The 25,904-nt window shown below is 60.3% G+C and carries 25 protein-coding genes; 11 read left to right on the top strand and 14 right to left on the bottom strand.

The features are described from left to right. Window positions 1–34 precede the first annotated feature (34 nt). Window positions 35–1,585 carry an ABC transporter substrate-binding protein gene (locus tag AC07R0_RS03635; RefSeq protein ID WP_495103828.1) on the bottom strand — a complete coding sequence of 517 codons (1,551 nt, stop codon included), beginning with the start codon at window positions 1,583–1,585 and terminating at the stop codon, window positions 35–37. Between the two features lie 176 nt (window positions 1,586–1,761). Here AC07R0_RS03635 and AC07R0_RS03630 point away from each other — a divergent pair, with 176 nt between their 5' ends. Continuing rightward, window positions 1,762–2,148 (top strand): RidA family protein, encoded by a 387-nt coding sequence (locus AC07R0_RS03630; protein WP_495103827.1) that lies wholly within the window; start codon window positions 1,762–1,764, stop codon window positions 2,146–2,148. A 208-nt stretch (window positions 2,149–2,356) separates the two neighbouring features. On the opposite strand, the gene AC07R0_RS03625 is transcribed toward AC07R0_RS03630, so the two are convergent. After that, complete coding sequence (locus tag AC07R0_RS03625; RefSeq protein ID WP_495103959.1) at window positions 2,357–2,932, bottom strand: 5-formyltetrahydrofolate cyclo-ligase; 576 nt, start codon at window positions 2,930–2,932, stop codon at window positions 2,357–2,359. Between the two features lie 36 nt (window positions 2,933–2,968). On the opposite strand from AC07R0_RS03625, the gene AC07R0_RS03620 reads away from it, so the two are divergent. The 3 genes from AC07R0_RS03620 (at window position 2,969) to panC (ending at window position 6,770) form a co-directional block, all read left to right on the top strand. Continuing rightward, window positions 2,969–4,966, top strand: coding sequence for a lytic transglycosylase domain-containing protein (locus AC07R0_RS03620; RefSeq protein WP_495103826.1), 1,998 nt, complete (start codon window positions 2,969–2,971; stop codon window positions 4,964–4,966). Continuing rightward, complete coding sequence (panB, locus tag AC07R0_RS03615; RefSeq protein WP_495103825.1) at window positions 4,963–5,844, top strand: 3-methyl-2-oxobutanoate hydroxymethyltransferase; 882 nt, start codon at window positions 4,963–4,965, stop codon at window positions 5,842–5,844. The genes AC07R0_RS03620 and panB overlap by 4 nt, the downstream gene beginning before the upstream one ends. 86 nt (window positions 5,845–5,930) lie before the next feature. Next, window positions 5,931–6,770, top strand: coding sequence for a pantoate--beta-alanine ligase (gene panC, locus AC07R0_RS03610; protein ID WP_495103824.1), 840 nt, complete (start codon window positions 5,931–5,933; stop codon window positions 6,768–6,770). 90 nt (window positions 6,771–6,860) lie between these two features. Here the strand turns inward: panC and AC07R0_RS03605 are convergent, their stop codons facing one another. From AC07R0_RS03605 to AC07R0_RS03580, 6 genes are all read right to left on the bottom strand, one after another. Next, entirely contained in the window at window positions 6,861–8,048 is a 1,188-nt protein-coding gene (locus AC07R0_RS03605; protein WP_495103823.1) for an ABC transporter ATP-binding protein, read from the bottom strand. Between the two features lie 24 nt (window positions 8,049–8,072). After that, window positions 8,073–9,698 (bottom strand): alpha-glucosidase, encoded by a 1,626-nt coding sequence (locus AC07R0_RS03600; protein WP_495103822.1) that lies wholly within the window; start codon window positions 9,696–9,698, stop codon window positions 8,073–8,075. Between the two features lie 2 nt (window positions 9,699–9,700). Next, on the bottom strand, window positions 9,701–10,546 hold the full coding sequence (locus tag AC07R0_RS03595; protein ID WP_495073877.1) for a carbohydrate ABC transporter permease: 846 nt from the start codon (window positions 10,544–10,546) through the stop codon (window positions 9,701–9,703). 11 nt (window positions 10,547–10,557) lie between these two features. Next, window positions 10,558–11,496, bottom strand: a complete 939-nt coding sequence (locus tag AC07R0_RS03590) for a carbohydrate ABC transporter permease (RefSeq protein WP_495097011.1) — start codon at window positions 11,494–11,496, stop codon at window positions 10,558–10,560. Between the two features lie 95 nt (window positions 11,497–11,591). Continuing rightward, the gene (locus AC07R0_RS03585; RefSeq protein ID WP_495073879.1) at window positions 11,592–12,860 is read right to left on the bottom strand and encodes an ABC transporter substrate-binding protein; all 1,269 of its coding nucleotides are present in this window, start codon (window positions 12,858–12,860) and stop codon (window positions 11,592–11,594) included. Window positions 12,861–13,159: 299 nt separating this feature from the next. Continuing rightward, window positions 13,160–14,116, bottom strand: coding sequence for a hypothetical protein (locus AC07R0_RS03580; protein ID WP_495103821.1), 957 nt, complete (start codon window positions 14,114–14,116; stop codon window positions 13,160–13,162). Window positions 14,117–14,642: 526 nt separating this feature from the next. Here AC07R0_RS03580 and AC07R0_RS03575 point away from each other — a divergent pair. Beyond that, window positions 14,643–15,662, top strand: a complete 1,020-nt coding sequence (locus tag AC07R0_RS03575) for a substrate-binding domain-containing protein (protein ID WP_495103820.1) — start codon at window positions 14,643–14,645, stop codon at window positions 15,660–15,662. Window positions 15,663–15,671: 9 nt separating this feature from the next. On the opposite strand, the gene AC07R0_RS03570 is transcribed toward AC07R0_RS03575, so the two are convergent. The 6 genes from AC07R0_RS03570 to AC07R0_RS03545 form a co-directional block, all read right to left on the bottom strand. Next, on the bottom strand, window positions 15,672–16,937 hold the full coding sequence (locus tag AC07R0_RS03570) for a multifunctional CCA addition/repair protein (protein WP_495103819.1): 1,266 nt from the start codon (window positions 16,935–16,937) through the stop codon (window positions 15,672–15,674). A gap of 51 nt (window positions 16,938–16,988) precedes the next feature. Then, window positions 16,989–17,672: a glutathione S-transferase family protein gene (locus tag AC07R0_RS03565; RefSeq protein ID WP_495103818.1), complete on the bottom strand. Its 684-nt coding sequence runs from the start codon at window positions 17,670–17,672 to the stop codon at window positions 16,989–16,991. Window positions 17,673–17,915: 243 nt separating this feature from the next. Beyond that, complete coding sequence (locus tag AC07R0_RS03560; RefSeq protein ID WP_495073884.1) at window positions 17,916–18,206, bottom strand: H-NS histone family protein; 291 nt, start codon at window positions 18,204–18,206, stop codon at window positions 17,916–17,918. Between the two features lie 204 nt (window positions 18,207–18,410). Further along, complete coding sequence (locus AC07R0_RS03555) at window positions 18,411–19,337, bottom strand: ROK family protein (protein ID WP_495073885.1); 927 nt, start codon at window positions 19,335–19,337, stop codon at window positions 18,411–18,413. Between the two features lie 13 nt (window positions 19,338–19,350). Then, complete coding sequence (locus AC07R0_RS03550; RefSeq protein WP_495073886.1) at window positions 19,351–19,545, bottom strand: DUF2905 domain-containing protein; 195 nt, start codon at window positions 19,543–19,545, stop codon at window positions 19,351–19,353. A gap of 3 nt (window positions 19,546–19,548) precedes the next feature. Next, window positions 19,549–20,631, bottom strand: coding sequence for a class I SAM-dependent methyltransferase (locus tag AC07R0_RS03545; protein ID WP_495103817.1), 1,083 nt, complete (start codon window positions 20,629–20,631; stop codon window positions 19,549–19,551). Between the two features lie 51 nt (window positions 20,632–20,682). On the opposite strand from AC07R0_RS03545, the gene AC07R0_RS03540 reads away from it, so the two are divergent. The 6 genes from AC07R0_RS03540 to ttcA all read left to right on the top strand — a co-directional run bounded on the left by AC07R0_RS03540 (window position 20,683) and on the right by ttcA (window position 25,900). After that, window positions 20,683–21,477 carry an SDR family oxidoreductase gene (locus AC07R0_RS03540; RefSeq protein ID WP_495097006.1) on the top strand — a complete coding sequence of 265 codons (795 nt, stop codon included), beginning with the start codon at window positions 20,683–20,685 and terminating at the stop codon, window positions 21,475–21,477. A gap of 14 nt (window positions 21,478–21,491) precedes the next feature. Next, entirely contained in the window at window positions 21,492–21,863 is a 372-nt protein-coding gene (locus tag AC07R0_RS03535) for a dihydroneopterin aldolase (protein ID WP_495073889.1), read from the top strand. A gap of 81 nt (window positions 21,864–21,944) precedes the next feature. Next, window positions 21,945–22,712 carry a substrate-binding periplasmic protein gene (locus AC07R0_RS03530; RefSeq protein ID WP_495073890.1) on the top strand — a complete coding sequence of 256 codons (768 nt, stop codon included), beginning with the start codon at window positions 21,945–21,947 and terminating at the stop codon, window positions 22,710–22,712. Then, window positions 22,703–24,079 carry a GGDEF domain-containing protein gene (locus tag AC07R0_RS03525; protein WP_495073891.1) on the top strand — a complete coding sequence of 459 codons (1,377 nt, stop codon included), beginning with the start codon at window positions 22,703–22,705 and terminating at the stop codon, window positions 24,077–24,079. The genes AC07R0_RS03530 and AC07R0_RS03525 overlap by 10 nt, the downstream gene beginning before the upstream one ends. A gap of 41 nt (window positions 24,080–24,120) precedes the next feature. Further along, window positions 24,121–24,870 (top strand): substrate-binding periplasmic protein, encoded by a 750-nt coding sequence (locus AC07R0_RS03520; protein ID WP_495103816.1) that lies wholly within the window; start codon window positions 24,121–24,123, stop codon window positions 24,868–24,870. Window positions 24,871–24,973: 103 nt separating this feature from the next. Beyond that, window positions 24,974–25,900: a tRNA 2-thiocytidine(32) synthetase TtcA gene (gene ttcA, locus AC07R0_RS03515; protein ID WP_495073893.1), complete on the top strand. Its 927-nt coding sequence runs from the start codon at window positions 24,974–24,976 to the stop codon at window positions 25,898–25,900. Window positions 25,901–25,904: the final 4 nt, after the last annotated feature.

The raw sequence follows: 25,904 nt of genomic DNA, 5'->3' as shown, positions 1-25,904 counted from the left end.
GGGCGGAATCAGGACGGCACCAGGCCGCCCCGGTTTACTTCTTCAAGCCGGTGTTCCAGAAGAACGGCCAAGTAGCGGGCGTATAGCCCTCCAGCGCCGGCGACTTGGCCGACAGGCTGTTGAACTTGCCCACGTTGATGTAAGGCACTTCGTCGTACACCACCTGCTGCACCTTGCCCCACAGCGCGGCGCGCTTGGCGGGGTTGGTTTCCTGGTTCAGCGCGGATAGCGCGGCCTGCTTGGCGGGCGTGGACCACCAGCCGGGCGCGCCATCGCCGAGTTGCGGCGGCGACAGCATGGGCTCGGGGAACTGGCCGGAATGGGTCACATAGATGTCCCACAGCTTGGAGTCGTTGCGGCGCTGCACCAGGGTGGCCCAGTCCACCACATTCAGATCCACCTTGAAGCCGGCCTTCTTCAACTGCTCGGCCATGATCAAGGCCATGTTGTAGTGAAAGTCATACTGGCGGCTGGTCAGGATGCGGATGGGGTCGCCCTTGTAGCCGGCCGCCGCGGCGGCCGCCTTGGCCTTGGCGGGGTTGCGTTCGTTGTAGTGGTCCGCACCGGCAGCAGAATAGAACGGCGTGCCTTTGGGGAAATGGTTGCCTTCGGCGGTGAAGAAACGTGTGTCGCCAAAACCGGCAGCCAGCATCTCGCCCTCGCCCAGCGCCACTTGCACGGCCTGACGCACGGCCAGCGGGGCCATCACACCTTCTTTGGTGTTGAACACCAGGTAAGGGAAGCCAAAAGACGGGGTCATGATGGGTATCACCTTGTCGGTAGCTTTTTCCAGGCGCGGCAGGGCTTCGATGGGCAACAGATCTGCAAACTGGAACTGGCCGGAAAGCGAGCCTTCGACCCGGGTGTTGGCATTCGGCACCGGGATGAAACGCAACTCTTCCACCACCGCCGTCTTCTTGCCGCCGTAGCCGTTCGGTGCTTCTTTGCGTGCGCTATAGCCGTCAAAACGCGTCAACAGCACGTATTGATCCGGGTGGCGCTCTTTGAACTTGTAAGGGCCGGTACCGACAAATTCCTTCAAGGGTTGGGCAATCGACTCCTTGGCCATGATGGCCGCCATGCCCGATGGCAAAGCCAGCTGCGGCAGCAGCGGTGCGTACGGATTTTTCAGGCTGATGGTAATGGTCAGCGGGCCTTTGGCAGACAGGTCATCGACTTCTTTGGCCAGAGCCTTGCCGCGCGGCGAAACTTCCATCCAGCGCTTCAGGCTGGCCACCACGTCGTCTGCAGTCAACGCCCGGCCGTTGTGCAGTTGCACGCCGGTGCGCAGCGTGATGGTGTATTGCTTGCCGTCGGCCGATACCTTGGGCATGGCTTCGGCCAGCATAGGCACCACATTCCATTTGGCATCAAAGGTGAACAGCGGCTCGTAGACGTGCTGCATGATGGTGCCCACCAGATCGGCGCTACTGGCCATCGGGTCCAGGGTTTGCGGCTCGGCCACCATGGCCAGATTGAGGGCAGACTTGGGTGCCTGTGCGTGCACGGCCCAAGGCAATAAAGCCGCGCCCATGGACAGCAGCAGAACCGTACGGCGGAGCAAGGCGGGGGTGGAGGGCTTCATCGCGAATCCTTTGGATTGAAAGTAATTTTCACAACGCAAAGAATATGCCAAGGAAAATCACCAAAAAATAGGTGAACACCCTTGTTTTATGAAAAATACTTTCACCAAAGAGGTGCAAAAACCGCGCTGCGTGCCAGAATGGGGCCTGAACCAACCCGCCCACAGGAGCCCCCCGCATGCCGCTGATCCATTTAGGCAACCCACCCGTCGCGTCCGACCAGCAACCCCGCCCCTTCTCGCCCGCTGTGCGCGCAGGTGACTTCATCTATGTATCCGGCCAGGTGCCAGCTGATGAAAAAGGCGAAATCGTGGCCGGTGGCATTGAAGCGCAGACCCGCCAGGTGATGAAGAACCTAACGCAAGTGCTTGCCCTGGCAGACTGCACGCTGGACGATGTGTGCAAGACCACGGTGTGGCTGGAAGACGCCCGCGATTTCGGCGCCTTCAACCGCGTGTACATGGGCTACTTTGGAGAAAAGAAACCCGCTCGCTCCACCACCGAAGCCCGTTTGATGGTGGACGCCAAGGTGGAAATCGACGTTATTGCCTACAAGCCGGCGTAACTAGAAAAACCCGGTTTCCTTCTCGCAGTAGGGCGAGCACAGCGAAACCTGTTCCAGAACAACCGCGGAACTGGCTTGGCCAGGCCGCTGGTTGCGCCCCCTGCATGTCGCATCGGTTTTACAAACCGATGCGAGGGGGGTTGGCGGCCACATGCGCCTTCGGTTTTTCAAGCCGATGTCGGGGCAAAGCGGGCAAGGCCGGGGGTGTTCAACCAGCTGGCCAGACGACGCCGTTATCGTTCAGGATCGCGTCAAGCGGCACGTCGTGCGGCTCGGGCTCGAATTCATCCAAATACCCCTGGGTAAAGCCCAAACCTACCGTGAAAGGCTTGGGGTCCAGGCTGGCCAGCATGCGGTCATAGAAACCACCACCATAGCCAAGGCGGTAGCCCCCGGCGGCATAGCCTACGCAGGGCACAAACAGCAGCGTGGGAAACACCAGCTCGGTAGCCTGCGGCTTGAGAATGCCGTAGGCATCTTCTTCCATGGGGCAGCCCGGGTACCAGGCGTGGAAAGTCATGGTCTTGTGCTGCTTGTTGACCACGGGCAGACCAATGCGCTTGAGTTGCGGACCATCCAGCAGTTCACCGTCTTCTTTCCAGCGGTGCAAGGCGGGCAAGGGATCGAACTCGCCCTTGATGGGCCAGTAGGCGCCAATCACGGTGTCGGGCCGGCCCACCAGCCAGATACGCATCACCCTTTGCAGCAAATCGGCACGCTCCAAGCGGTCGGGCATCTCCAGGCGTTGTGCGACCAGCGCCTCGCGCAGGGCTTTTTTGTCCAGTGCCTTGTCGTTCATTGAGTTGTCCATAATCCCCACATGCAAGTTCCAGCCATTTTGACATCGTTCACGCTCGCCCTCGGTATCGTATTCGCAGGCTCGGCCTGTAGCCAACCCAAGTCCGATCCTGTCGCCGACAGCGCCATGGTGGACATCAACCAAGCCTTCAAACGTGGTGACCGCAAGCGCGTAGCTGCCCTGCTGCCCCAGGTACATGGCCATATCCTGGAGCCCTGGGCTGCCTACTGGGACCAGCGGCTGCGCCTGGACGAAATGACCCCCCTGGACATGCAGAGCTTCAGCAGCCGCTTCCCGGCCAGCTACCAGGAAGACCGCCTGCGCAACGACTGGCTGCTGCTGCTGGGCCAGCGCCGAGACTGGACCACGTTTGAAGACGAACACGCGCGCTACCGCATGGTGGACGACCGAGAGGTACGCTGCTACGCCCTGCTGATCGAGCAGATCAAGCAAGGCGCCGATTCACCGCCCGCCCTGGCGGACGAAATACGCCGCAACTGGTACGCCCAGCGCGACGCGGACGACGGCTGCACCCAGGCCGCAGGCCAGCTCTACGCCGCCAAGAAATTCAAGGACCTGGACATCTGGCGCAAGGCACGGCTGGCGGTAGAGGCCAACCGCCCGCGCATGGCCGCCAAAGCTGTGGAAATCGTCGCACCCGAATCGCTGCCCCTGCTGAACAGCCTGAACGACAGCCCCGCCAAGTTTCTGACCAGCAAGGTCACCGCCCTGTCACGCACGCGGCGCGAAATCATCATGCTGGCCGTGATCAAGATGGCGATCAACGATGCCGATGCGGCCGCCACGGTACTGGACGCCAAATGGGGTTCGCAGCTCAATGCCGAGGAACGCAACTGGACCTGGGGCGTGATCGGCAAGCAGGCCGCCATGCGCCTATCACTGGCCGCGCCGGACTACTTCGCCAAGGTCAGCAAAGACAGTGACCTGACCGATGACATGCTGGCCTGGAAGGCCCGCAGCGCTTTGCGCATGGGCCGCTGGAAAGACGTGCTGAACGCCACCGAAGCCATGGGCGACGACGGGCAACAGGACGCCACCTGGGTGTACTGGCGCGCACGCGCACTGCAGGCCCTGGCCAAATCCGACCTGGACCGCGAAGAGCCCAAGCGCCTGTTGCAAAGCATTGCTGGCGTACGCGGCTTCTACGAACAGCTGGCGTTGGAAGAGTTGGGCCAGAAAATCAGCGTACCGCCGCGCCCGGCCAGCACCACGGCAGAGGAACGTGACACGGCCCGCGCCAACCTCGGCCTGCAACGCAGCCTGGCGGCCATCCAGTTGGGCCTGCGCAGCGAAGGCAACCGCGAATGGAACTACACCACCAATCTGCACAGCCCCGGCGGCATGAACGACCGCGAGCTGCTGGCCGCCGCCGAGCTGGCCTGCCAGCGCGAAGTATGGGACCGCTGCATCAACACCAGCGACCGCACCCGGGGTGTGATGGATTTTGACCAACGCTTCCCCATGCCCTTCCGCGATACCGTGGTGCGGCGCAGCCGCGAGATCAACCTGGACCCGGCTTTTGTCTACGGCCTGATACGCCAGGAGTCGCGCTTCGTAATGGACGCGCGCTCCGGCGTAGGCGCCTCCGGCCTGATGCAAGTGATGCCAGCCACCGCCCGCTGGACCGCCAAGAAGATCGGCCTGGCCGGCTTCACCGCCGACCAGCTGAACGACCGCGACACCAATATCACCATCGGCACCGGCTACCTGAAGCTGGTGCTGGACGATTTCACCGGCTCCATGGCCCTGGCTGCGGCAGCCTACAACGCCGGACCGGGCCGGCCCCGCAGCTGGCGCAATGGCCCGGTGCTGGAGGCCGCCATATGGGCCGAGAATGTGCCGTTCACCGAGACCCGCGACTATGTGAAAAAGGTCTTGTCCAACACCACCAACTACGCCGCCATCCTGACAGGCCAGCCCCAGTCGCTGAAGGCCCGCCTGGGTAACATCGGCCCCCTCGACCCGAATACGGTCGAGCCCATCAAGGACTTGCCATGAACACCTCCACCGTCGCCGCTGCCTCTCCCTACGGCACCCTGCCCCCGGCCAGCCCGCTGGCGCAACGCAAACCCATCAGCCTGCCCCGCCTGGCGGAAATGCACGACCGTGGCGAAAAGATCACCATGCTGACGGCCTATGACGCCACCTTCGCCGCCGTGGCCGATGCCGCCGGCGTGGAATGCCTGCTGGTCGGTGACTCACTGGGCATGGTCTGCCAGGGCCTGCACAACACCGTGGGCGTAAGCCTGGAGACCATGCGTTACCACACCGAAAGCGTGGTGCGCGGCCTGCAACGTACCCAGGCCACTGCCTGGGTGATTGCCGACCTGCCGTTTGGCAGCTACCACGAAGGCCGTGAGCAAGCCCTGCGCAGTGCGGCGGTGCTGATGCAGGCTGGCGCACACATGGTCAAGCTCGAAGGCGGCGGCTGGACCAACGACACCGTGCAGTTTCTGGTCGAGCGTGGCATACCGGTTTGCGCCCACCTGGGCCTGACGCCGCAAACCGTGCACGCCCTGGGCGGCTACCGCGTACAGGGCCGCTCCGACGCGGCGGCCAGCACGCTGCGCCTGCACGCCCATGCGCTGCAAGATGCAGGCGCCGCCATGGTGGTACTGGAAATGGTGCCTGCCCCACTGGCGGCCGAGCTGACCACCGAACTCAAGCACTGCGCCACCATCGGCATCGGTGCGGGCAAGGACACGGCCGGCCAGGTGCTGGTACTGCACGACATGCTGGGTATCAATTTAGGTAAGATGCCGCGCTTTGTACGCAACTTCATGCTGGACAACACCAGCGTGCGCGGCGCGATGGAAGCCTATGTACGCGCCGTGAAAGACGGCAGTTTTCCAGACAACAGCCAGCACGCCTGGTAGTAGCTATAAGGCGCAGGTCGGGCGGACCGGACGGGCACCCAGCCCGCCTATCCACCGGCCATAAGCTCCATTTTTGATTCTTGCCGATGTTCATCGCCCACACCATTGAAGAACTGCGCGCCCACCTGGGCGGCTTCCAGCACCCGGCCTTTGTGCCGACCATGGGCAATCTGCACGAAGGCCACCTGGCCCTGGTGCGCCAGGCCAAGCCCCTGGGCGATGTGACCGTGGCCAGCATCTTCGTGAACCGGCTGCAGTTCCTGCCGCACGAAGACTTCGACAGCTACCCGCGCACCTGGGACAAAGACTGCGCCCAACTGCAGGCTGCGGGCTGTGATGTGCTGTTTGCGCCGAACGAGAAAGAACTCTACCCCGAGCCGCAAAGCTTCAAGGTCCACCCGCCGGCTGAAATTGCCGACCTGCTCGAAGGTCACTTCCGCCCCGGCTTTTTTATTGGCGTATGCACCGTGGTGATGAAGCTGTTCCAGTGCGTTTTTTCCGAGGCCCAGGGCCGGCGCACGGCCGTATTCGGCCAGAAAGACTACCAGCAGCTGCTGGTGATACGCCGCATGGTGCAGCAGTTTGCACTGCCGGTGGAGGTGCTGGGCGGCACCACCTGCCGCGCTGCGGACGGTCTGGCCCTGTCCTCCCGCAACAGCTACCTGAGCCCAGACGAACGCGCCGAGGCGGTACAACTATCTGGCGTACTGCGCACCCTGGCTACAGCCCTACGCCAGGGCGGCACAGACATCGCCGGCCTGGAAGCCCAGGCCATGGACACGCTACGCCAGCGCGGCTGGCTGCCCGACTATGTGGTGGCGCGCCGACGCAGCGACCTGCAACGCCCCGTGGCCGACGAGCCCCTGGTGGTACTGGCCGCCGCGCGGCTGGGCAGCACCCGGCTGATCGACAACCTGGAAGTCTAAAACCAACCGCTACAAATAAAATAGCTGCTAGCGCAGGAATTACCTGGGCTAGCAGCTATTTTTATATGAAACCTGCGGGCCTGTTGGTGCTCAGGCGCTGGCACCCGCACGCGAAATGGACACACCGGCGACCATGGGCTGACCCAGGATTTCCGGGTCGGCCGTACGCTTGGCGGCCACGCCCTCCGCGTCGAACAAATGTATGCAGTGCGGCGGAAAGTACAGGTGCACGTGGTTGCCCACGCTGCAGCGGGTCTGGCCGTTTTCACGCACCGTGACCAGCTCGCCACCGGCCAGCCGCACATAGATATAGCTGGCTTCGCCCAGCTGCTCCAGGAATGCCACCAGGCCGGCCACCACGTTGGCGCCACCTTGCGGCACGATCTGCACATGCTCGGGGCGCACGCCCAAGGTCACGGCACTGTTCGCCGCAATGCGCGATGCATCCACCGCGGCATGCACATCCACCTCGGCCACCTTGGCAACCGCCTCGGCGCCGGAGGCGTGGCTCAAGCGGGCTTCCACGAAGTTCATCTTCGGGCTGCCGATGAAACCGGCCACGAACTTGTTGACTGGTCGGTGGTACAGCTCCAGCGGCGCGCCGCATTGGGCCACGCTGCCATCACGCTGCACCGCCTCGCCGGCGTTCAGCAGCACGATCTTGTCGGCCAAGGTCATGGCCTCGACCTGGTCATGGGTCACGTAGATCATGCTGGCGGTGCCGATGTCCTTGTGCAGCTTGGCGATCTCCAGCCGGGTCTGCACGCGCAGCGAAGCGTCCAGGTTCGACAACGGCTCATCGAACAAGAACACATCCGGCTCGCGCACAATGGCCCGGCCAATCGCCACCCGCTGGCGCTGGCCGCCGGACAGCTCTTTGGGTAGGCGCTTGAGCAGCGGATCCAGCTGCAGAATCTTGGATGCCTTGCGCACCCGCTGCTCCACCGTGGCGGTGTCGGTCTTGGCCTGCTTCAGGCCGAAAGCCATGTTGTCGTACACGCTCATGTGCGGATACAGCGCATAGCTTTGGAACACCATGGCCACGCCCCGGCGCGAAGGCGGGGTTTCGTTCATGCGCTGGCCCTTGATACTGAGCTCGCCGCTGGTAATGTCCTCCAGGCCGGCGACCATGCGCAGCAATGTGGATTTGCCACAGCCCGAAGGGCCGACAAACACCACGAACTCGCCGCGCTCAATATCCAGGTCTACTTTGCGGATGGTGTCTGGCACGCTGCTGCTGTAGCGCTTGTGCACGTCACGGAAGCGGATTTCTGACATGGTTGTCTCCTACTTATTTCTGAATTAAAGCGTCGCGAACAGCACGCCATACGGTGGCAACACCAGGTCCTGGCCGTCCTGGCGGCCGGATGGCAAGCCAGACGGCGTCTCCACCTTGTGTACCTGCAGGCCTGCGGGCAAGGCATAGCGCACGGCATTTGTCCCCATATTGAAAGCACACAGCAATGCAGCATCGCCACTGCGACGCACAAAAGCCAGCACGGCATCGTGCTCCGCCAGCAGCTCGATGCTGCCGGTGCGCAGCACCTCAAAACCACGGCGCCAGGCCAGCATGGCCTTGTAGAAATGGAACAGCGAATCCGGGTCCGCCATCTGGCTGCGCGCCGTCAACGGCAAATGCTCGGGCCACATCGGCAGCCAGGTTTTGGCTGCCGTGCTGAAGCCGGCATGGGCTGCATTAACGTCCCAGGCCATGGGCGTACGGCAACCATCGCGCCCCACGAATTCGGGCCACATGGCAATGCCATACGGGTCCTGCAAATCTTCCACGGCCAGGGTCGCCTCCGTCAGACCCAGCTCGTCGCCCTGGTAGATACAGGGCGAGCCACGCAGGCTGAGCTGCATGGCAAACACCAGGCGTTGCCAAGCATGGTTGTCGCCCGGCTGCTTCCACCGGCTGGCCACACGCACGCAGTCGTGGTTGGACAGTGCCCAACACGCCCAGCCGTCCTGGTTGACGGCCTCCAGGTTACGCAACACGGAGTGCACAAAGCGGGCATCGCAGCGCGGACCCAGCAGGTCAAACGCATAGGCGGTGTGCAGCTTGTCGCCACCACTGGTGTATTCCGCAATACGGGCGGCGGTATCGTCATCGCCGATTTCACCCACGGTCATCAGATCCGGGTACTGGTCCAGCAGCTTGCGGATGCGGCGCAGGAAGTCCAGCATTTCCGGCTGGCTCTTGTCAAACTGGTGGTGCTGCCAGCCGTAGGGGTTGACCTTGTTCACCGACGGGTCGTCGGTCGGCATGCCGCGCGCCGGGTTGTTGCGCAGCTGCGCGTCGTGCATGCAGAAGTTGACGGCGTCCAGGCGGAATCCGTCCACACCGCGGTCGAGCCAGAACTGCATATTCTCCAGCGCCGCTTGCTGCACTTGCGGGTTGTGGAAGTTCAGGTCCGGCTGGCTGGCCAAAAAGTTGTGCATGTAGTACTGGCAGCGGCGGGTATCCCACTGCCAGGCACTGCCGCCAAAGATGGACAGCCAGTTGTTCGGCGGTGTGCCGTCTTCCTTGGGGTCGGCCCAGACGAACCAGTCGGCGCGCGGGTTGTCGCGGCTGGAGCGAGACTCCACAAACCAGGGGTGCTGGTCGGAGCAGTGGCTGAGCACCTGGTCGATCAGCACCTTGATGCCCAAAGCATGGGCCTTGGCCACCACGGCATCGAAGTCGGCCAGCGTGCCGAAAATGCCATCCACCTGGCGGTAGTCCGAAATGTCGTAGCCAAAGTCCTTCATCGGACTTTGGAAAAACGGCGACAGCCAGATTGCATCCACACCCAGCTCGGCCAAGTAGGGCAGACGTTGCACCACGCCAGTCAGGTCGCCAATGCCGTCGCCATTGCTATCTTGAAAACTACGCGGGTAGATCTGGTAGATCACCCCGCCACGCCACCACCCATTTGCCTGCGCCATGCTCAGCCTTTCACTGCGCCAGAGGTCAAACCACCCACAATCTTGCGCTGGAATATCAGCACCAGGGCAATCAACGGCAAGGTCACCAGCACCGAGGCCGCCATGATCTTGCCCCACGGAATTTCATATTTGTCGGCACCGCTGATGAGGGAAATGGACACCGGCACGGTACGGTCGTTGTTGTTCAGGACGAATGTCAGGGCGAACATGAACTCATTCCAGGCAGCGATGAAAGCCAGCAGGCCGGTGGTCACCAGCGCCGGCCACATCACCGGTAAAAACACCTTGACGATGATGCCCCAGGGGGTACAGCCGTCCATGATGGCGGCCTCCTCCAACTCCTTGGGCAGGTCGCGCACAAAGGTGGTCAGCACCCACACGGTGAACGGCAGCGTGAACACCATGTACGGCAGGGTCAGGCCCCACCAGTGGTTGTACAGACCGAAAGCCTGCATCAGCTCGAACATGCCTGACAGCACCGCCACCTGCGGGAACATGGACACGGCCAGCACGGTCAATAGCAGCAGGCCGCGACCGCGGAACTGGATGCGGCCCAGCGCGTAAGCCGCCGTCACGCCCAGGAACAACGAGGCGATGACCACCATGGTCGATACCGCCACCGAGTTCAGGATGTGGCGCCCAAAGGGGTGCTCTGCCACCGTAAACATGGCGATGTAGTTCTTCAGCGAAGGTGCGGCGGGCCATAGCGAACTGCTGAACAGCTCGGTACCCGACTTCAATGAAGTGACGATGGCGTAATAAAACGGGAACAGGCAAAACAGCGAGATGATTGCCACCAGGGCGTACAGGCCGATGGAGCCCAGTATTTTTTGGAAAGTGTGGTTCATGCCGAAGCTCCTTATTTCTTGCCACCCAGGTCTACCCGGGACAGCTTGAGGTACAGCAGAGTGCACACCGCAATGATGAGAAACAACACAGTGGAAGCGGCCGAGCCATAACCCACATAGTTGTTATCCACGATTTCACGCCGCACAAAGCCCGACATGCTGATGGTGTCCACACTGTTGGAGGTCATCACATAGATGATGTCGAACACCCGCAACGCATCCAGCAAACGGAAGATTACAGCGACCATCAGAGCCGGCCAGATCAGCGGCAGGGTGACCTTGAAGAACACCCGCACCGGGTGGATGCCGTCCACATGGGCGGCTTCATAACAATCGGTTGGCAGCATCTGCAGCGCCGCCAAGGTCAGCAGGGCCATGAAGGGTGTGGTCTTCCACACGTCCACCAGCATGACCGACCACAGCGCGTAGTCGGGATCAGCGGTCCAGGCGATGTTGTGGTCGATGATGCCCGCACCCTTGAGCATGGCATTCATGACGCCAAACTGGTCGTGCATGATCCAGGCCCACATCTTGGCCGACACAATGGTAGGTATGGCCCAAGGCACTAGCACGGCCGCTCGCACAAACGAGCGGCCCTTGAAATTCGCGTTCAGCACCAGCGCAAAGATGATGCCCAGTATGGTTTCAATAACCACCGAAACTATCGAGAACTTGAAGGTATTGCGAATGGCCATACCCCAGTCGGTGTTCCAGAAACCCTCTACCGCTTCCAGATTGAACACACCGTATTTACCGAAATAGTTCTGCAAACCCACCATGTTGTAAGAGGACTCGCCGATGTTCTCAAGCGTAGCGTCTGTGAAGCTGAACCAGATCGTGCGGCCCAGCGGCCAGCCCGCCACCAGCAATAGCACCAGCAAGGTTGGCGCCAGAAATATCCAGGCACTGCGTGTGCGCTCGCGGGTAAGTTCGGATGTTTTTTTGCGCATGGCGACTCCTGGGATCGATGTGCTGAACGGGCTGCCACGCTGTTTAGCCTGGCAGCCCCTGGGCTCAACAGTAAAGGCTTACCACTTGTAAAGGCTTACCACTTAGGACCGCGGCGAATCGAATCCAGCTTGCCCTCGAGCTTTTTCACGCTGTCTTCACCCGTGGATTTGCCCGACAGCACTTCGTGCGTGGCATTCCAGAACGCTGCGGAGACTTCGTTGTACTTGGCACCCGTGACCGTGGCCGGACGAGGAACGGCCCCAACAAATGTGTCATACAGGTCGCCGAAGAACGGGTTGGCGGCCAACACTTCCTTGTCCTTGTACAACGAGGCAATGGTGGGGTTGTAAGAACCGCGGATGGCACGATCCTTCTGCACAGCCTCACTGGTCAGGTACATCACAAAATCAGCCGCTTCTTTGGGATTCTTGGAGTACTTGCTCACCGCCAGTTGCCAACCACCCAGGGTTGCAGCCGTCTTTCCTCCATCACCCTTGGGTAGAGCAACAACTCCGACCTTGCCCTTGACCGGGCTGTCTGCCCCCTGGCTGAGCGACCAGGCATACGGCCAATTGCGCATGTACACCGCATTGCCTTTTTGGAACACGCCGCGCGCGTCTTCTTCCGCATAGTTCAATACACCCTTGGGTGCAATGGTGCCGATCCAGCCGGCTGCCGTGTTCAAGGCCTTGGCTGCAGCAGGATTGTTGATGGTGATCTTGCCGGTGCTGTCCACGATATTGCCACCACCGAAGCTGGACACCCATTCGACCGCATCACAGGTCAAACCTTCATAAGCCTTGGCTTGGAAAACAAAACCTTGCATGTCCGCATTGCCCGCCTTGCGCTCTCCGTCCATGACTTTCTGGGCGGAGGCAGTCAACTCGGCCCAGGTGGTGGGAGCCTTTTCGCCGTACTTGGACAGCAAGTCTTTGCGGTAATAAAGAACGCCCGCATCGGTAAACCACGGCATGGCCAGCAACTTGCCACCCACGGTGTTGTTGGCCACGATGGCCGGGAAATGGGCCTTTTCAGCACCATTGGTGTACGACGTCAGATCCAGCAAATGGTCTTTCAGAAGACCAGGCCACACAACGTCCACGTTGATCACATCCACCTCGGTCGATTTGGCGGCGAACATTTGGCGGAACAAACCCAGGATGTCGCTGGTGGACTGCGGAATGCTCAGATGCTTCACCGTATTTCCCGTTTTGCTGGCCCACTCATCGCCGGCCTTCTTGCAGAACTCGTAATCCTGCCCCACAGAGCCGCAGGAAATGGTGAGCGTGACTCCGGCGGCATGCGCGCCCAAAGCACCGATGCTGAGCAGCACAGCGGCCGCAGTTTTTGTAATTGCTGTCATGTAGTCTCCTGGTTTATTCGAGGTCCACCTGCACAAGTCTGGAGCTGCTAGGCCCCGTTCGCAGGCTTTTGGGTCGCCGGTGAAAGCCAGTGCAGTATAAATTCAAAGCGCTTTGAAAAGAATACTGGGTTTACCCGGGGAGGCCCTGAAAAGCCCTCAGGTCGGCATACGACAAGCTCCAAATCCAAGAAACAAAAAAGCCCACAACAGGCAGAAAGACCGTTGTGGGCATGAAGTGGTTTGCCACTCTCTAACCCGCGAAAGAGAGTATTGGCTCGATGCAGCTACTGCTGCATGGATTAGAAGTCGTAGTGCACGCGCAGAGCGAAACCGGACGAATCCCTGGTGGTGTTGGAGCCGCTGCCTTTGGAGAAGGACACTGCGGGAGTGATCGTCGCGCCCTTCACATCAAAGAATGGAATGGCGTATGCAGCCCAGAAGGTCGAGACCTTGTAGTCTTCACCAGCCGTCTTGGTGTTGCCTTGCACAGTCGCCAGGGTCAGACCACCGAAACCGACCATCACAGCAAAGGTGTTTTGCTTGAAGTCTTGGTCGTTCTTGGCAGAGGCGAAGTTGGCGGTCAGCACGACATCGCCGAAGTTGTAGTCACCCGTCAAGCCAAAGCCGGTGGTGCGCTTGGCCAGGCCGGTGTGGTACTGGATGCCTTCCAGGCCAGCTGCCACATGCAGAGGACCATTCGCGTAGCTCAACACAGGACGGATACCGTTGGCTTGGCCCGTGCCCTTGCTGGACACGCCGCTGACTTCCAGCGACAGACCGCCGCCCAGTTGCACGGTGCCGGCTGCGTGGAACACGCCAGCACCATAGGCAGCAAGATTGCTATCGTTAGGCACCACGTTCACGCCACCTTGACGGCCGCGCAGCACGTTGGCTTGGTAAGGAGCATTACCCGCGTATTCGACCAGCACGTCGCCAGGGGTTTGGAACAGGTTAGCGGCTTCGAAGCGGCCCAACTTGACGTCAGCCACATCGCTACCCATTTGCGCCCACATGTCATCCACACCAGCAGTGCCGTCTGGATGGGCCAAATAGGTAGCACGACCGGCGATGAAGTATTTAGAACCCATCTTCTTGCTGGCGTTCAATTCCACACGGCCGGACTGGGATGCACCACGTGCCAAGTTTTCAACCTTGCTATCCAACTCGATGTTGGCATCGAAGTCAGCAGCTGCGAAAGCGGAAGCGGAAACCATCGCGATGGCGGCGACAGCGGTTGCCCGGAAGGCAAATTTCATGGACTGGCTCAAAGGAATCTCCTGTAGTAATTTAAGTTTTGTGCAGGTTTTGCGCTCTCTACGGGGGCCTTCATTTCCCCCAAGACTCTGAAGAGGACCGCAAACCTGGCTGCATTCTTTGTGGGCTCCGTTTTCTCAGTGATAAGCAATTACCCTCGAAGAAGTTACAAATTGGTTACCAAAACAGCGATTTCGAAGCTTTATTTGTAGGACTTTTAAAGCCCGCAACCTCCGTCCACAATCCCCCTTTGCTTTTCTTGTTTTTCCCAATGAAAACCGTACTTTTAAGACGAGCATCCCGCGTGGTTTACACAAGGTTCACAAATACAAAAAATTAGCAAAAAAATTAGTTCATTCATGGAACTAATCGCACGACACCCGAATCGTTTTTTTGTTGCAAAATTGCGACAAAAACGATGCCAGAGTAGACATACGTCAGCATTGGTGCGCACATTCCTCCGTCCATCGATGGGCTACCATTGCCGCGCCACCCCTACGCCCCACACTTACACGCTATTGCAAAGAGATGTCACTGAAACGGATTGCCGAAGAACTCGGCTTGTCGCTGACCACGGTCAGCCGCGCGCTGAACGGCTACCCCGAGGTGGCGGCAACAACGCGCCGCGAGGTCATGGAAGCCGCTGCGCGCCTGCATTACCGGCCTGACGCGCGCGCCAGAGGCTTGGCCCTGGGTCGCGCCGATGCAGTAGGCATCGTGTTCCCCATCACCACTGGCGACCTGGGTGACCAACAGTTTTTGCAGGTTGCCTCGTCTATGGGCAAACGTTTTGCCCAGGCAAGCATGGACCTGCTGATCGTGTCAGCCTCGGCAGACGATGAGTTGGCGGCCTATGAGCGCGCCATCACCGGCCGGCATATCGGGGTATTTGTAGTACCACGCACGCGGGTGGCGGATCGCCGCCTGCAGCTGCTGCAAAGCCGCAATGTTCCGTTCGTGGCCTACGGCCGCAGCAGCACCTTGACCGAGCCCTACGCCTGGTTCGACTTTGACAATCTGGCCGGTGCGCGCATGGCCGCAGAACGCCTGTTGAGCCTGGGCCACCGGCGTATCGGTTATATCGGTGCGTACCCCGAATACAACTTTGCAGACCAGCGATTTAATGGATTTTGCGGCGCCTTGAAAGCAGAAAACGTCACAATCGCCACCGATGCAGTGCAGCGTGTGGCCTTGGACCGCCGCTCAGGCTATGCCGCGATGCAGAACCTGCTGGCGCTGCCTAACCGCCCTACCGCCGTGTTGGTAGACAACAACCTGGCGGGCATTGGCGCTGTCCATGCAGCCATGCACTCCGGGCTGATGCTGGGACGTGACTTGTCCATCATCGTCTATGACGGCGTAGGCCCAGATTCGGTAGTGCGCGCCCGTGTGACAGCAGTCATGCAGCCCACCCCAGAAGCCACCGGCGTCACGCTGGCGGAAATGACACTGGCGCGCATGCGCAACGCCCCCTTGGATACGCTGCAAAAATTGTGCATGCCGGAGTTGGAAATTGGCGACAGCGACGGACCGCCCGTACTGCCGTAGACCCTGTTCTCAATCCGCCTTGGCCACGGCCCGCAAAGCCAGCACGCGGGCGGCATGCACCAATTCCCCTATGGCTTTGCCTTCGATGCCGCGCGCCTGAGCCTCGCGGGCAATGGCGTCCGTGGCAACCGATTGGGCAACCTGCAGCACCTCCAGCCAGTAGCCGCGCTGAGCATAGGCCTGCTCTTCCAGCCCCAGGCGCCCGCGGGCATCGCATTCACAGGCCCATAAAGCGTCCATGAAGCGCTGTGGCTTGCGCAAGGCATCGCAACGCTCCAGCAAGCGCAGCAGCGCCGCGGCGCCAAACTCCTGGCCACGGTGGATATTGCCGTGCTCACGCGCCACTAAATCACCCAGATCCCGGCAATCGGTCGGCACGCGCAAACGTTGGCATAGGCCCTTGAGCAATTGGGCGCTGCGGGCCTCATGTCCGATATGACGAGGTAAAACATCGGGCGGTGTAGTCGCCTTGCCCAGATCATGGACCAGACAGGCAAAGCGCACAGGCAAAGGCGCTTGCAGGCGGGCCGCCATATCCAGCACCATCATCACGTGGACACCGGTATCCACTTCCGGGTGGTAGTCCGCACGCTGAGGGACACCCCACAGGGCGTGCACTTCAGGCAGCAGGCGTGCCAGGGCACCGCAGTCGCGCAGTACCTCGAACATGCGCGAAGGCCGCTCCTCCATCAAGCCGCGTGCCAGCTCTTGCCAGACACGCTCGGGCACCAAAGCATCCACCTCGCCGGCCGCCACCATTTCGCACATCAAGGCCTGGGTCTCTGGGGCCACATGGAAGTCGGCAAAACGGGCCGCGAAACGGGCCACACGCAGTATGCGCACGGGATCTTCACGGAAGGCATCTGTGACGTGGCGCAGCACCTTGTCGCGCAGGTCGCGCTGGCCACCATAGGGGTCCACCAAGGCCTGGGGATTTAGATCAAAACTGCCGCTAGCGCTTATATTTCCTGCGGGGGCAGCTATTGAATTAATAGTAAGGTCGCGCCGCGCCAAGTCCTGCTCCAGGGTGACATCAGGCGCTGCATGCACGGCAAAACCCCGGTAGCCGGGTGCGGTCTTGCGCTCGGTGCGGGCCAAGGCGTATTCCTCATGGGTGCGGGGGTGCAGGAACACCGGGAAGTCCTTGCCCACCGCGAGATAGCCTTGGGCCAACAGGGCTTCGGGACTCGCCCCCACCACCACCCAGTCCCGGTCTCCACCTTGGCGCCCCAACAAGGCGTCGCGTACCGCACCGCCGACAAGAAAAATATCCATTGTTGGAGTTTATCCAGAGTGCAGCGCAGCAGCCGGCGTCACGCCCGCGCGCTAGCGGGCCACCCGGTAGGGCTCTTCGAAGTCCAGAAAGTCCTGCTCTGCCCGTGCATCAGCCACCCAGGCCTGCACGCCTGGCAAGGCACTCACATGCTCGATATAGGCCTGAATCACTGGCGGCACGGGCAGGGCATAGGTCACCAGACGCATACACACCGGGGCGAAATACGCGTCCGCAATGCTGAACGTGCCAAACAACATGGGGCCGTCATGCGCCTCCAGCAAAGCGCTCCACATGCCGACCAAGCGCTCCACATCGGCGCGCACACCGGCCTGGTCACGCCAGATCAATTGCCCGACCTCGGGCAAAGAAGCCTCGATGTTCATGGGGCAGTGGCTGCGCAGAGCGGTAAAGCCCGAATGCATCTCGGCACATACGCTGCGGGCACGGGCACGGTCCTGGGGGCTTTGCGGCCACAAGGCTTTTTCAGGGAACTGTTCGGCCAAGGTTTCGGCAATCGCCAAGGTATCCCAGACGGCCAGATCGCCCTCGACCAACACCGGCACCTTGCCCACCGGATTCACCTTGGCCATGGTCGCCTTGAACTGCGACTCCGCCGCAAATGAATCAAATCGGACCTTGATTTCCTCAAACGGGATGCCGGCCTGCCTCAACAGCACCCACGGACGCATGGACCAAGACGAATAGTTTTTATTGCCGATATAAAGCTTGCGCATGGAATCCCTCTTAAAACAACACTGAATAAATGCACCCACCCGTAGACTCCATTCTCAAATACAGCCCTGGGCACAAAGAATGACAGCCTACCCGAAGTTCAGATGTTTATTGATGCAAAGAATCCATGCGATTGATGCCGGACTATAGTTTCAGCCCCCCAATGCAAAAAGCCCAGTCCGAAGACTGGGCTTTTTGATAAAAATGATTACCGCAACTAAGCCACGGTAAAAAACGGCATTAAGTTAGCCAGCAATCAGAAACTGGTCGCGGTCTTGGCCTTGGATCCACTTTGGCGGTTTGCCACGGCCAGTCCAAGTATCACCGGTAGCTGTATTGCGGTATTTAGGAGCAACCTTGGCTCCGCTTTTAACGCGGGGCTTACCAGCAGCAAAAATGTCTTCCGCGGTCAAACCGAAATCAGCGACCAGCGTTTTGACTTTTTCAATGGCGGCGGCATTTTCCGTGGCGCGTGCAGCATTGATTTGCTGCTCAAGGAGTTCACGCTGTTGCAAAAGTTCTTTGTAGGTAGGCATCTTTGTATTCCGAATACTTCGAAAATGAATTATTGACGCTTAATTATAAACCCACAAATACGGGTTTGTGTAAAGCCAATTTAAAGATAACCCGCACGTTAGAAAAAACTTCGCCACAGAATCATCGAACCCCTTGGTCTCCACATGGACATTGGCATGGATATAGGCAGAAATACCAGTATCCAAGGCCAATATGCACACCGATCAGGCCAATGCGACGGCGGCGTAGTCACCCACTTTGTCGGCCAAACCAGCGGGCACCAAGGTCACCCCCGTGGTTAATGAAGGCAATTTTCCATCAATATGGGATTGCAGGCGTGGCAGCAGAAATTCGCGGTTGTGCCAAAAAACACTGCCGCCCAAGCTAATGCGCTGTAAATCCAGCGTGATCACCAGGTTATACAAAGAGCGCCCCAATACCCGGCATAGATCATCCACCTTGGTCAACGCATCTGCATCTCCGGCGCGGGCCGCCTGGAATAATGTGGCGGCATCCAGGCCAAATCGGCGGGCAATCGCATTGCCGGCAACCAAACCCTCTACATCGCCGATATTCCCGCAGCCGCATAAAGCGTCCAGGTTATCCGAAACGAACATATGGCCAGCATGGCCGGCATTTCCATTCTTGCCGCGCAGGATATGGCCATCCACGCACAGACCCATACCAATACCGGTACTCCAGGTCACATAAGCACAGTGGTCCACGCCCACCAAGGCACCCCAGCGACGCTCGGCCTCCAGTGCGGCAATGCAGTCGTTCTCGATACGCACCCGGGCGAAACGGTGACCCAGGGGCGCTTCCAACAGCGCCGTATCCCAGTCATTGGGCAAGCCACGTGCCGGGCCGGCCATGCCGCCGCAGATGTTCGGCGCGGTCAATTCAATCAGGCCGTCGCGGATCAGGAACGGACCGCAGGACGACACACCTGCCACCTGCACGTCTGCCGGGTTGGCACCGATCTCGGCACAGGCCTCGTCCACCATGCGGATGATCTGCACGGCCAGAGCATCGTTATTGCCGGTCTTGGCGGTGGGTTCGGTACGCCGCGCCTGCAAATTGGGCAAATCGTCGTTGCCAACAGCCAGGCTGACAGCGACCTTGGTGCCGCCAATATCGATACATGCTTTCATGGGATTTATTCTCTTAAATGAGTTTGGAAACAAGGCTAGCGAGAAAGCTCAAAACCAGAGTGGTGGTTAATGGAATAAACCACTCGCGGCCAAATAGTCTGAAACGCAAATCACCGGGCAGTCTGCCAAAGCCTAACTTGCGCAACAACGGGGAAAACCAGTCAATTAGTAACAGGGCGAGAAAGATAACCAGCAGCCAGCGCGCCATACATCAAAGCGTATGGCTGCGGTCACCCTGGGCAAAACCCAGCGGCTCCCAAGGTGTGCCAGCACCAAAGGCAATCACCTTGAACAGCTCGCCCATCTCGTGCTCGGAGATCAATTTCAACGCATTCGCACGTTCTGCATGCGTAGCGTGCTCCATTTTTTGGAGCAACCCGCAATTCATCAAAAACCGCGCCTGGCTGGTATAGCCCAGCACATTCAGGCTGGGCTCGGCCTCTTGTCCGGCCAGGGCAATGCCAGTGAAATTGACATGGGCGGTAATGTCCTTCAGCCCCACATAGGTCAGCGGATCGGGGTCGGCGCGGTGGGCGTAATGGCACATCACCGTGCCTGTGCTGCGCTGCGGGTGGTAATACTCGGCTTCAGGGAAACCGTAGTCCAAAAAGAAGGCGGCACCCTGGGTCAGGCGGTCGGCCAGGGTACGGATGAAGGACTCGCCCTGCGGATGGATTTCGGTCAGGTAGTCGTGCGGACCATCGATCTCGGTCGGCGGGCGCAGGCTGGTGGGGCGGTCGTCCCAGGCGAAGGCGTCACCAGTCCACACCACACCGCGCTCAAACCACTGGCCGCTTTTGCGTACCAGCAGCTGCACCGGCATGGCGTCCAGCACCTCGTTGCCGACCACCACGGCCTGCAAGCTGGCGGGCAGCTCGGTAACCCACTGCACCTTGTCGACAAAAGGCTGCAGGCGTAGTTGCTGGCGCGCACGCAGGCTGCCAGACAGATCCACGATGCAGTAGCGCTGCAGCTTGTCACCCAGGGCCTGCAGCAATTGCTCGGCCAAGGCACCCGAGCCGGCACCGAACTCCCAGACCTCGCAGGTCTGCGTCGCGTCCAGCGCCTGTGCGACCTGCACGGCCAGGGTCTGGCCGAACAAGGGCGATATCTCGGGGGCGGTGACGAAGTCACTGCCATCTGCACCTGGATCGGCCTCGGGCATGGCGCCGAACTTCAGGCGGTCATTGGCGTAATAACCCAGGCCGGGTTGGTACAGGGCCAGCGCCATGAAATAGTCAAAACCGATCCAGCCGCCGGAGGACTGGATCAATTGCTGGATATGCGTCTGCAATGCGCTCGTTAAACTGGGGGCTGTTTTTTCCACCCTCGGATTGTCCGCTGAATGTTGCCTGTATCTCCGCACCCTCGACAAGCTCGTACCGTTTTGGTAACCGGGGCCGGCAAACGGCTGGGGCGCGAGATCGCCCTGACCCTGGCCCAAGGGGGTTGGCAGGTGGCAGTGCACTACCGCCGCTCGGAACAGGACGCTATTAAAACAGTAGCTGACTGCGCAGGTATTACAAGCGCCAGCGGCCTAAAACATGCTGCATTCCAGGCAGACCTGGCCGATGAAGCCCAGGTACGCGCCCTGCTGCCGACCGTGCTGGCGCAATTCGGAACGGTAGACGCGGTGGTCAACAGCGCCAGTACCTTCGAACACGACAGTGCCGCCGACTTCAGCTTTGCCGCCATGGAGTTGCACCTGCGCAGCAATACCGGCGCGCCGATTCTGCTGGCCCAGGCCCTGCACAAGCATGTCGTGGCACGTGGCTGCAGCACCGGCGCAGTGGTTAATCTGCTGGACCAGAAACTGTGGAACCTGAACCCGGACTTCTTGAGCTACACCCTGTCCAAGGCCGCGCTGGAAGTCGCCAACACCATGCTGGCCCAGGCGCTGGCACCCCAACTGCGGGTGGTGGGCGTGGCACCCGGCCTGACGCTGAAAAGCCATATGCTGAGCGATGAGCAATTTGCCGCCCTGCACAAGATATCCCCGCTGGGCCGCTCCAGCACAGCCGCCGATGTGGCGGCCACTGTCAAGTTTGCGCTGGAGAACGCGTCCATCACTGGCACCACTCTGCTGGTGGATGGCGGCCAGCACCTGATGCAGTTCGAACGCGATTTTTCGCTCATGTAACTCTTTTCAAAGCCATGCACCACACCTCTGGAAACCAAACCCTGCAACTCACCGGGCTGCGCTTCGATGCCAACCTGGGCATTCTGGAGTCCGAGTTGACCACTCCCCAGCCGATCCAGGTGGATGCCGAACTCAACCTCGGCCCGCAGCCACTGGAACCCAGCGACGACGACATCAACCACGTGCTCGACTACCGCAAGGTGCGCCAGATCATCATCGACGACTGCACCGCCGAACACGTGAACCTGCTGGAGAGCCTGATCGGCAAGCTGGCACAACGGCTGATGCAGCTGCCCGGCGTGCTAGGTGTGCGCGTGCGGATAGCCAAGCTGGAAATCTTTGAGGACTGCGAAGTCGCTATCCGGATCGAGACCGGGCAGTGGTAAGCCCTTGAGCATTTAAAATCGATAGCAACCAACTGTTATTTGATAAGCTTTGGCATACCTACTTACTCCAAGGAAGGCCACATGAATTTGCCCGGCACCACCGCATTGGCGCGACGCACAGCCCTGCAGATGGCGCTGCTGGCCTGCTTGCTGCCGGCGCATGCCGGCGAAACCATCAAGATCCTCACGGAAGAGTACCCGCCTTACAACTACACCGACAAAGGCAAGATCACCGGACTGGGAACCGAGGTGGTGCAAGCGGTGCTCAAAGAAATCAATATCGAAGGCCAGTTCCAGTCTGTGCCCTGGGCCCGGGCCTATGAAACCACCCAGAATAGCGAGAACGTGCTGATCTATTCGATCAACCGTTCCAAAGACCGCGAAAAGCTGTTCAAGTGGGTTGGTCAGATCACCCCTACCGATTTCTATCTGTTCTCGCTGAAAAGCCGCAACATCCAGCTGGCAGACCTGGGCAGCGCGAAAAACCTGCAAATCGGCACTGTGAACCAGGACGTGGGCGAGCAGTTTTTGGCATCCCAGGGTTTTGTCGTTGGGCACAACCTGCAGTCCAGCAGCAAATACGAGCTGAATTATGAAAAGCTCAAGCTGGGCCGGATCGACCTGTGGGTCATGAACGAACTGAGCGCGTACTACATCGCCCGCCAGGCTGGAGACGACCCGACCACTGTGCTGCAGAAATCATTGCGCATTCCTGAGCTTAGCGGCGGCGGCAACTACATGGCTTTTGGACCAAAAACCTCAGACGCCCTGGTGGAGCGCTTCCGCAAGGGCCTGGAAATTATCAAGAAAAACGGTATTTACGACGCGCTACAGAAAAAATGGCTGTAAGCCCGCCCATCCTCAACACCGAGATTAGCCGCGGCACCAGTGCGCTGGGCAGCCGCATGGTGATGGCGACCTTGGGCTTTTGTTTGCTGTTCACGGTGGCGGTGGCCGCGCTGCGCACATGGTCGGCCTGGCAAAACAATGTCGCAACCATGTCCGCAGAGCTGGAACTGATCGCCCAGGTCTACCAACGCACACTGTCCAAATCCATTTGGGAAATGGACCGCGAATCGCTACAGACCAACATCGACAGCGTGGCCAATGTGGAATCGGTAGGCCAGATCGAAGTCGCGCTGCAGTCGGTCAACCGCCCCCCGGAAATATTCCGCCGAACGCACAGCGGCTGGAAAGCATCTACCCGCGCGCCTATGTTGCGCGTCAAACTTGACTACGAGGCATTCGCTGGCAGCAAGGAAACCGTAGGCGAATTCGCGCTCTATGGCGACGAAAGGATTCTGTGGGCACGTTTACGCACCGAGGTGCTGGCCATTCTGGTGACCCAGGTTACACAATCACTATTACTGGCCAGCTTGATCATGCTGCTGTTCAGCAAACTGGTCACCGTGCATGTGCGCCGCATCGCACGGCACCTGGGTCAATTGACGCCAGACAACCTAGACCACAAGCTGCGGCTGGACCGAGATCCCGCCCGCCAAGACGAGCTCACGCTACTGGAGACAGGGGTCAACCAGTTGCAGAGCAACCTCTCCAGCTACCTGCAGCAGCAGCAGCGCTATGAACATGAGCTGGCCAGCCACCGCGACCACCTGGCCGACATGGTGCGCGAGCGCACCAGCGCGCTGGAATCCACAAACGCCCGGCTGGAGAATGCCAATGCCCTGCTGGACAGCCTGGCCCGCACCGACCCACTGACCGGCCTGGCCAACCGCCGCCACTTTGACGAGGCCAAGGAGATCGAGTTTCGCCGCGCCCTGCGCTCAGGGCTTCCGCTGTCGCTCCTGGTGTGTGATATCGACGCGTTCAAACGCTACAACGACGCCTACGGCCACCCTGCCGGCGACGCCTGCCTGCGCGCCGTGGCCCACGCCATTCAAAAATGCAACGCCCGGGCCGGCGACCTGGTGGCCCGCATCGGTGGCGAGGAATTTGCCGTGCTGCTGCCGGGCACCACCGCAGAAGTCGCCACCCAACTGGCAAGCCGCCTGCTGGATGCCGTGTCCGCACTGGCGATTCCACACCGGGACTCCGAGGCGGCCGCGCATGTCACAGTCAGCATCGGCTTGGCCCAACTGGACACCGAACATACCGACAACTTCAGCGCCTTGTTTGAACAAGCCGACCAGGCGCTGTACCAAGCCAAAAGCAACGGCCGCAACCGTGTCGTAGCACATGGAAGGCCGCTGGCCTAGGCCAGCCGCAGCTATTCTTTTCAGGCAACACCTACCAGACCATGAAAAAAGTACTCCTCCGCCTACTGGCTTGTGCCACCACCCTGGTTTCACTACACGCTGGAGCCCAAGCGGTACGCGCGGTCACCGAAGATGCGCCGCCCTATACCTTCATGGCGGGCGGCAAGGTCGCGGGCATCGCCACCGAGGTACTGGAAAAAACCCTGCAGCAGGCCGGCATAGCCGACTACCGGGTCAACCTGTATCCATGGGCCCGTGCCTATGACATGGCACTGAATGAACCCAATGTGCTGATCTTCCTGATTGCGCGCACGCCCGCCCGGGAAAAGCAATTCCAGTGGGTGGGCGAATTCATGCAGATGCGCTACCACCTGTACAAGCTGCGCGAGCGCGCCGATGTGGCTGCCAGCCAACTGGACGGCGCGCGCAACCATGTGATTGGCGTGATACGCGACGATGTACGCCAGCAATACCTGCAACGCCAGGGCTTTTCACGCCTGGTGGTCTCGGCACAGGCAGGTGAGAACTTCGCCAAGCTCCTGAGCCGCCAGGTCGATATGGTGCCACTGACCGAGGGGGAAACCGCCCCCCTGTGCCGCAGCGCCCATTTCGACTGCGCAAAACTGGAAAAAGTGCTGACCCTGGATGAAATGACCACCGGCCTATACATGGCCTACAGCAACTCCACTCCCGAGGCTCTGGTCAGCAAAACCCAGGCGGCGTTCGAGCAACTGCGCGCCAACGGCACGGTGCGGCGCATCATGGAGGCCCCGGCCACCCACGCCAAATAATTCGCCCATCACGGCAAAACACGGCGTAAGAAAGCCCTGTTTTGACCGCATAAAGGCGCGGCACGGGATAATCGGGGTTTTCCCAGCCAAGATTGCCCCCTTTATGAGCGCCGTATGGACCGCCGACGAGGCCGCCCCCGTCACCCCCACCGCCACTGACTTCAAGATCGAGCGCGAAACGCACAAGCTCGAAAAACGCCTGTGCCGCGAAATGGGCAAAGCCATCGTCGACTACAACATGGTCGAAGAGGGCGACAAGGTCATGGTCTGCGTGAGCGGCGGCAAGGACAGCTACGCCATGCTGGACATCCTGCTCAAACTGAAGGCCCGCGCGCCCATCCAGTTCGACATCATTGCCGTCAACCTGGACCAGAAGCAGCCCGGCTTCCCTGAGGACGTGCTGCCCCGCTACCTGACCGCGCTGGGCGTGCCCTTCCACATCGAGAACCAGGACACCTACAGCATCGTCAAGCGCGTGATCCCCGAGGGCAAAACCACCTGCGGCCTGTGCAGCCGGTTGCGCCGTGGCATTCTGTACCGCGTGGCCGACGAGCTGGGCGCCACCAAAATCGCGCTGGGCCACCACCGTGACGACATGCTGCAGACCTTCTTTTTGAACATGTTCTTCGGCGGCAAGCTCAAGGGCATGCCGCCCAAGCTGGTCAGCGACGACGGCAAGCACATCGTCATCCGCCCGCTGGCCTACGTGACCGAAAAAGACCTGGTGCGCTGGGCCGCCCACAAGCAATTCCCCATCATCCCCTGCACCCTGTGTGGCAGCCAGGAAAACCTGCAGCGCAAGCAGATCTCGCAGATGCTGCAGGAATGGGAAAAGAAGTTCCCCGGCCGCATCGAAAGCATGTTCAGCGCGCTGCAAAACGTCGTGCCCTCGCATCTGATGGACGGCAGCCGTTACGACTTCAAGGGCCTGCGCCCCACGGGCGTGGCCTCGGAGGACGGCGACCAGGCATTTGACGCACCCAGCTTCCCGCCCGCCGGCCTACCCGGCCTGCAGGTCGTACAGCTCTAGGAGA

It is taken from the genome of Rhodoferax sp. GW821-FHT07F03, assembly GCF_059418745.1.
This window is presented reverse-complemented; position numbering and strand designations above follow the sequence as displayed.

What these genes read in the sequence shown, in the direction of transcription:
- AC07R0_RS03635 (WP_495103828.1), bottom strand. Translation starts at nt 1,585, where the DNA reads ATGAAGCCCTCCACCCCCGCCTTGCTCCGCCGTACGGTTCTGCTGCTG.
- AC07R0_RS03630 (WP_495103827.1), top strand. Translation starts at nt 1,762, where the DNA reads ATGCCGCTGATCCATTTAGGCAACCCACCCGTCGCGTCCGACCAGCAA.
- AC07R0_RS03620 (WP_495103826.1), top strand. Translation starts at nt 2,969, where the DNA reads ATGCAAGTTCCAGCCATTTTGACATCGTTCACGCTCGCCCTCGGTATC.
- panB (WP_495103825.1), top strand. Translation starts at nt 4,963, where the DNA reads ATGAACACCTCCACCGTCGCCGCTGCCTCTCCCTACGGCACCCTGCCC.
- panC (WP_495103824.1), top strand. Translation starts at nt 5,931, where the DNA reads ATGTTCATCGCCCACACCATTGAAGAACTGCGCGCCCACCTGGGCGGC.
- AC07R0_RS03605 (WP_495103823.1), bottom strand. Translation starts at nt 8,048, where the DNA reads ATGTCAGAAATCCGCTTCCGTGACGTGCACAAGCGCTACAGCAGCAGC.
- AC07R0_RS03600 (WP_495103822.1), bottom strand. Translation starts at nt 9,698, where the DNA reads ATGGCGCAGGCAAATGGGTGGTGGCGTGGCGGGGTGATCTACCAGATC.
- AC07R0_RS03595 (WP_495073877.1), bottom strand. Translation starts at nt 10,546, where the DNA reads ATGAACCACACTTTCCAAAAAATACTGGGCTCCATCGGCCTGTACGCC.
- AC07R0_RS03590 (WP_495097011.1), bottom strand. Translation starts at nt 11,496, where the DNA reads ATGCGCAAAAAAACATCCGAACTTACCCGCGAGCGCACACGCAGTGCC.
- AC07R0_RS03585 (WP_495073879.1), bottom strand. Translation starts at nt 12,860, where the DNA reads ATGACAGCAATTACAAAAACTGCGGCCGCTGTGCTGCTCAGCATCGGT.
- AC07R0_RS03580 (WP_495103821.1), bottom strand. Translation starts at nt 14,116, where the DNA reads ATGAAATTTGCCTTCCGGGCAACCGCTGTCGCCGCCATCGCGATGGTT.
- AC07R0_RS03575 (WP_495103820.1), top strand. Translation starts at nt 14,643, where the DNA reads ATGTCACTGAAACGGATTGCCGAAGAACTCGGCTTGTCGCTGACCACG.
- AC07R0_RS03570 (WP_495103819.1), bottom strand. Translation starts at nt 16,937, where the DNA reads ATGGATATTTTTCTTGTCGGCGGTGCGGTACGCGACGCCTTGTTGGGG.
- AC07R0_RS03565 (WP_495103818.1), bottom strand. Translation starts at nt 17,672, where the DNA reads ATGCGCAAGCTTTATATCGGCAATAAAAACTATTCGTCTTGGTCCATG.
- AC07R0_RS03560 (WP_495073884.1), bottom strand. Translation starts at nt 18,206, where the DNA reads ATGCCTACCTACAAAGAACTTTTGCAACAGCGTGAACTCCTTGAGCAG.
- AC07R0_RS03555 (WP_495073885.1), bottom strand. Translation starts at nt 19,337, where the DNA reads ATGAAAGCATGTATCGATATTGGCGGCACCAAGGTCGCTGTCAGCCTG.
- AC07R0_RS03550 (WP_495073886.1), bottom strand. Translation starts at nt 19,545, where the DNA reads ATGGCGCGCTGGCTGCTGGTTATCTTTCTCGCCCTGTTACTAATTGAC.
- AC07R0_RS03540 (WP_495097006.1), top strand. Translation starts at nt 20,683, where the DNA reads ATGTTGCCTGTATCTCCGCACCCTCGACAAGCTCGTACCGTTTTGGTA.
- AC07R0_RS03535 (WP_495073889.1), top strand. Translation starts at nt 21,492, where the DNA reads ATGCACCACACCTCTGGAAACCAAACCCTGCAACTCACCGGGCTGCGC.
- AC07R0_RS03530 (WP_495073890.1), top strand. Translation starts at nt 21,945, where the DNA reads ATGAATTTGCCCGGCACCACCGCATTGGCGCGACGCACAGCCCTGCAG.
- AC07R0_RS03525 (WP_495073891.1), top strand. Translation starts at nt 22,703, where the DNA reads ATGGCTGTAAGCCCGCCCATCCTCAACACCGAGATTAGCCGCGGCACC.
- AC07R0_RS03520 (WP_495103816.1), top strand. Translation starts at nt 24,121, where the DNA reads ATGAAAAAAGTACTCCTCCGCCTACTGGCTTGTGCCACCACCCTGGTT.
- ttcA (WP_495073893.1), top strand. Translation starts at nt 24,974, where the DNA reads ATGAGCGCCGTATGGACCGCCGACGAGGCCGCCCCCGTCACCCCCACC.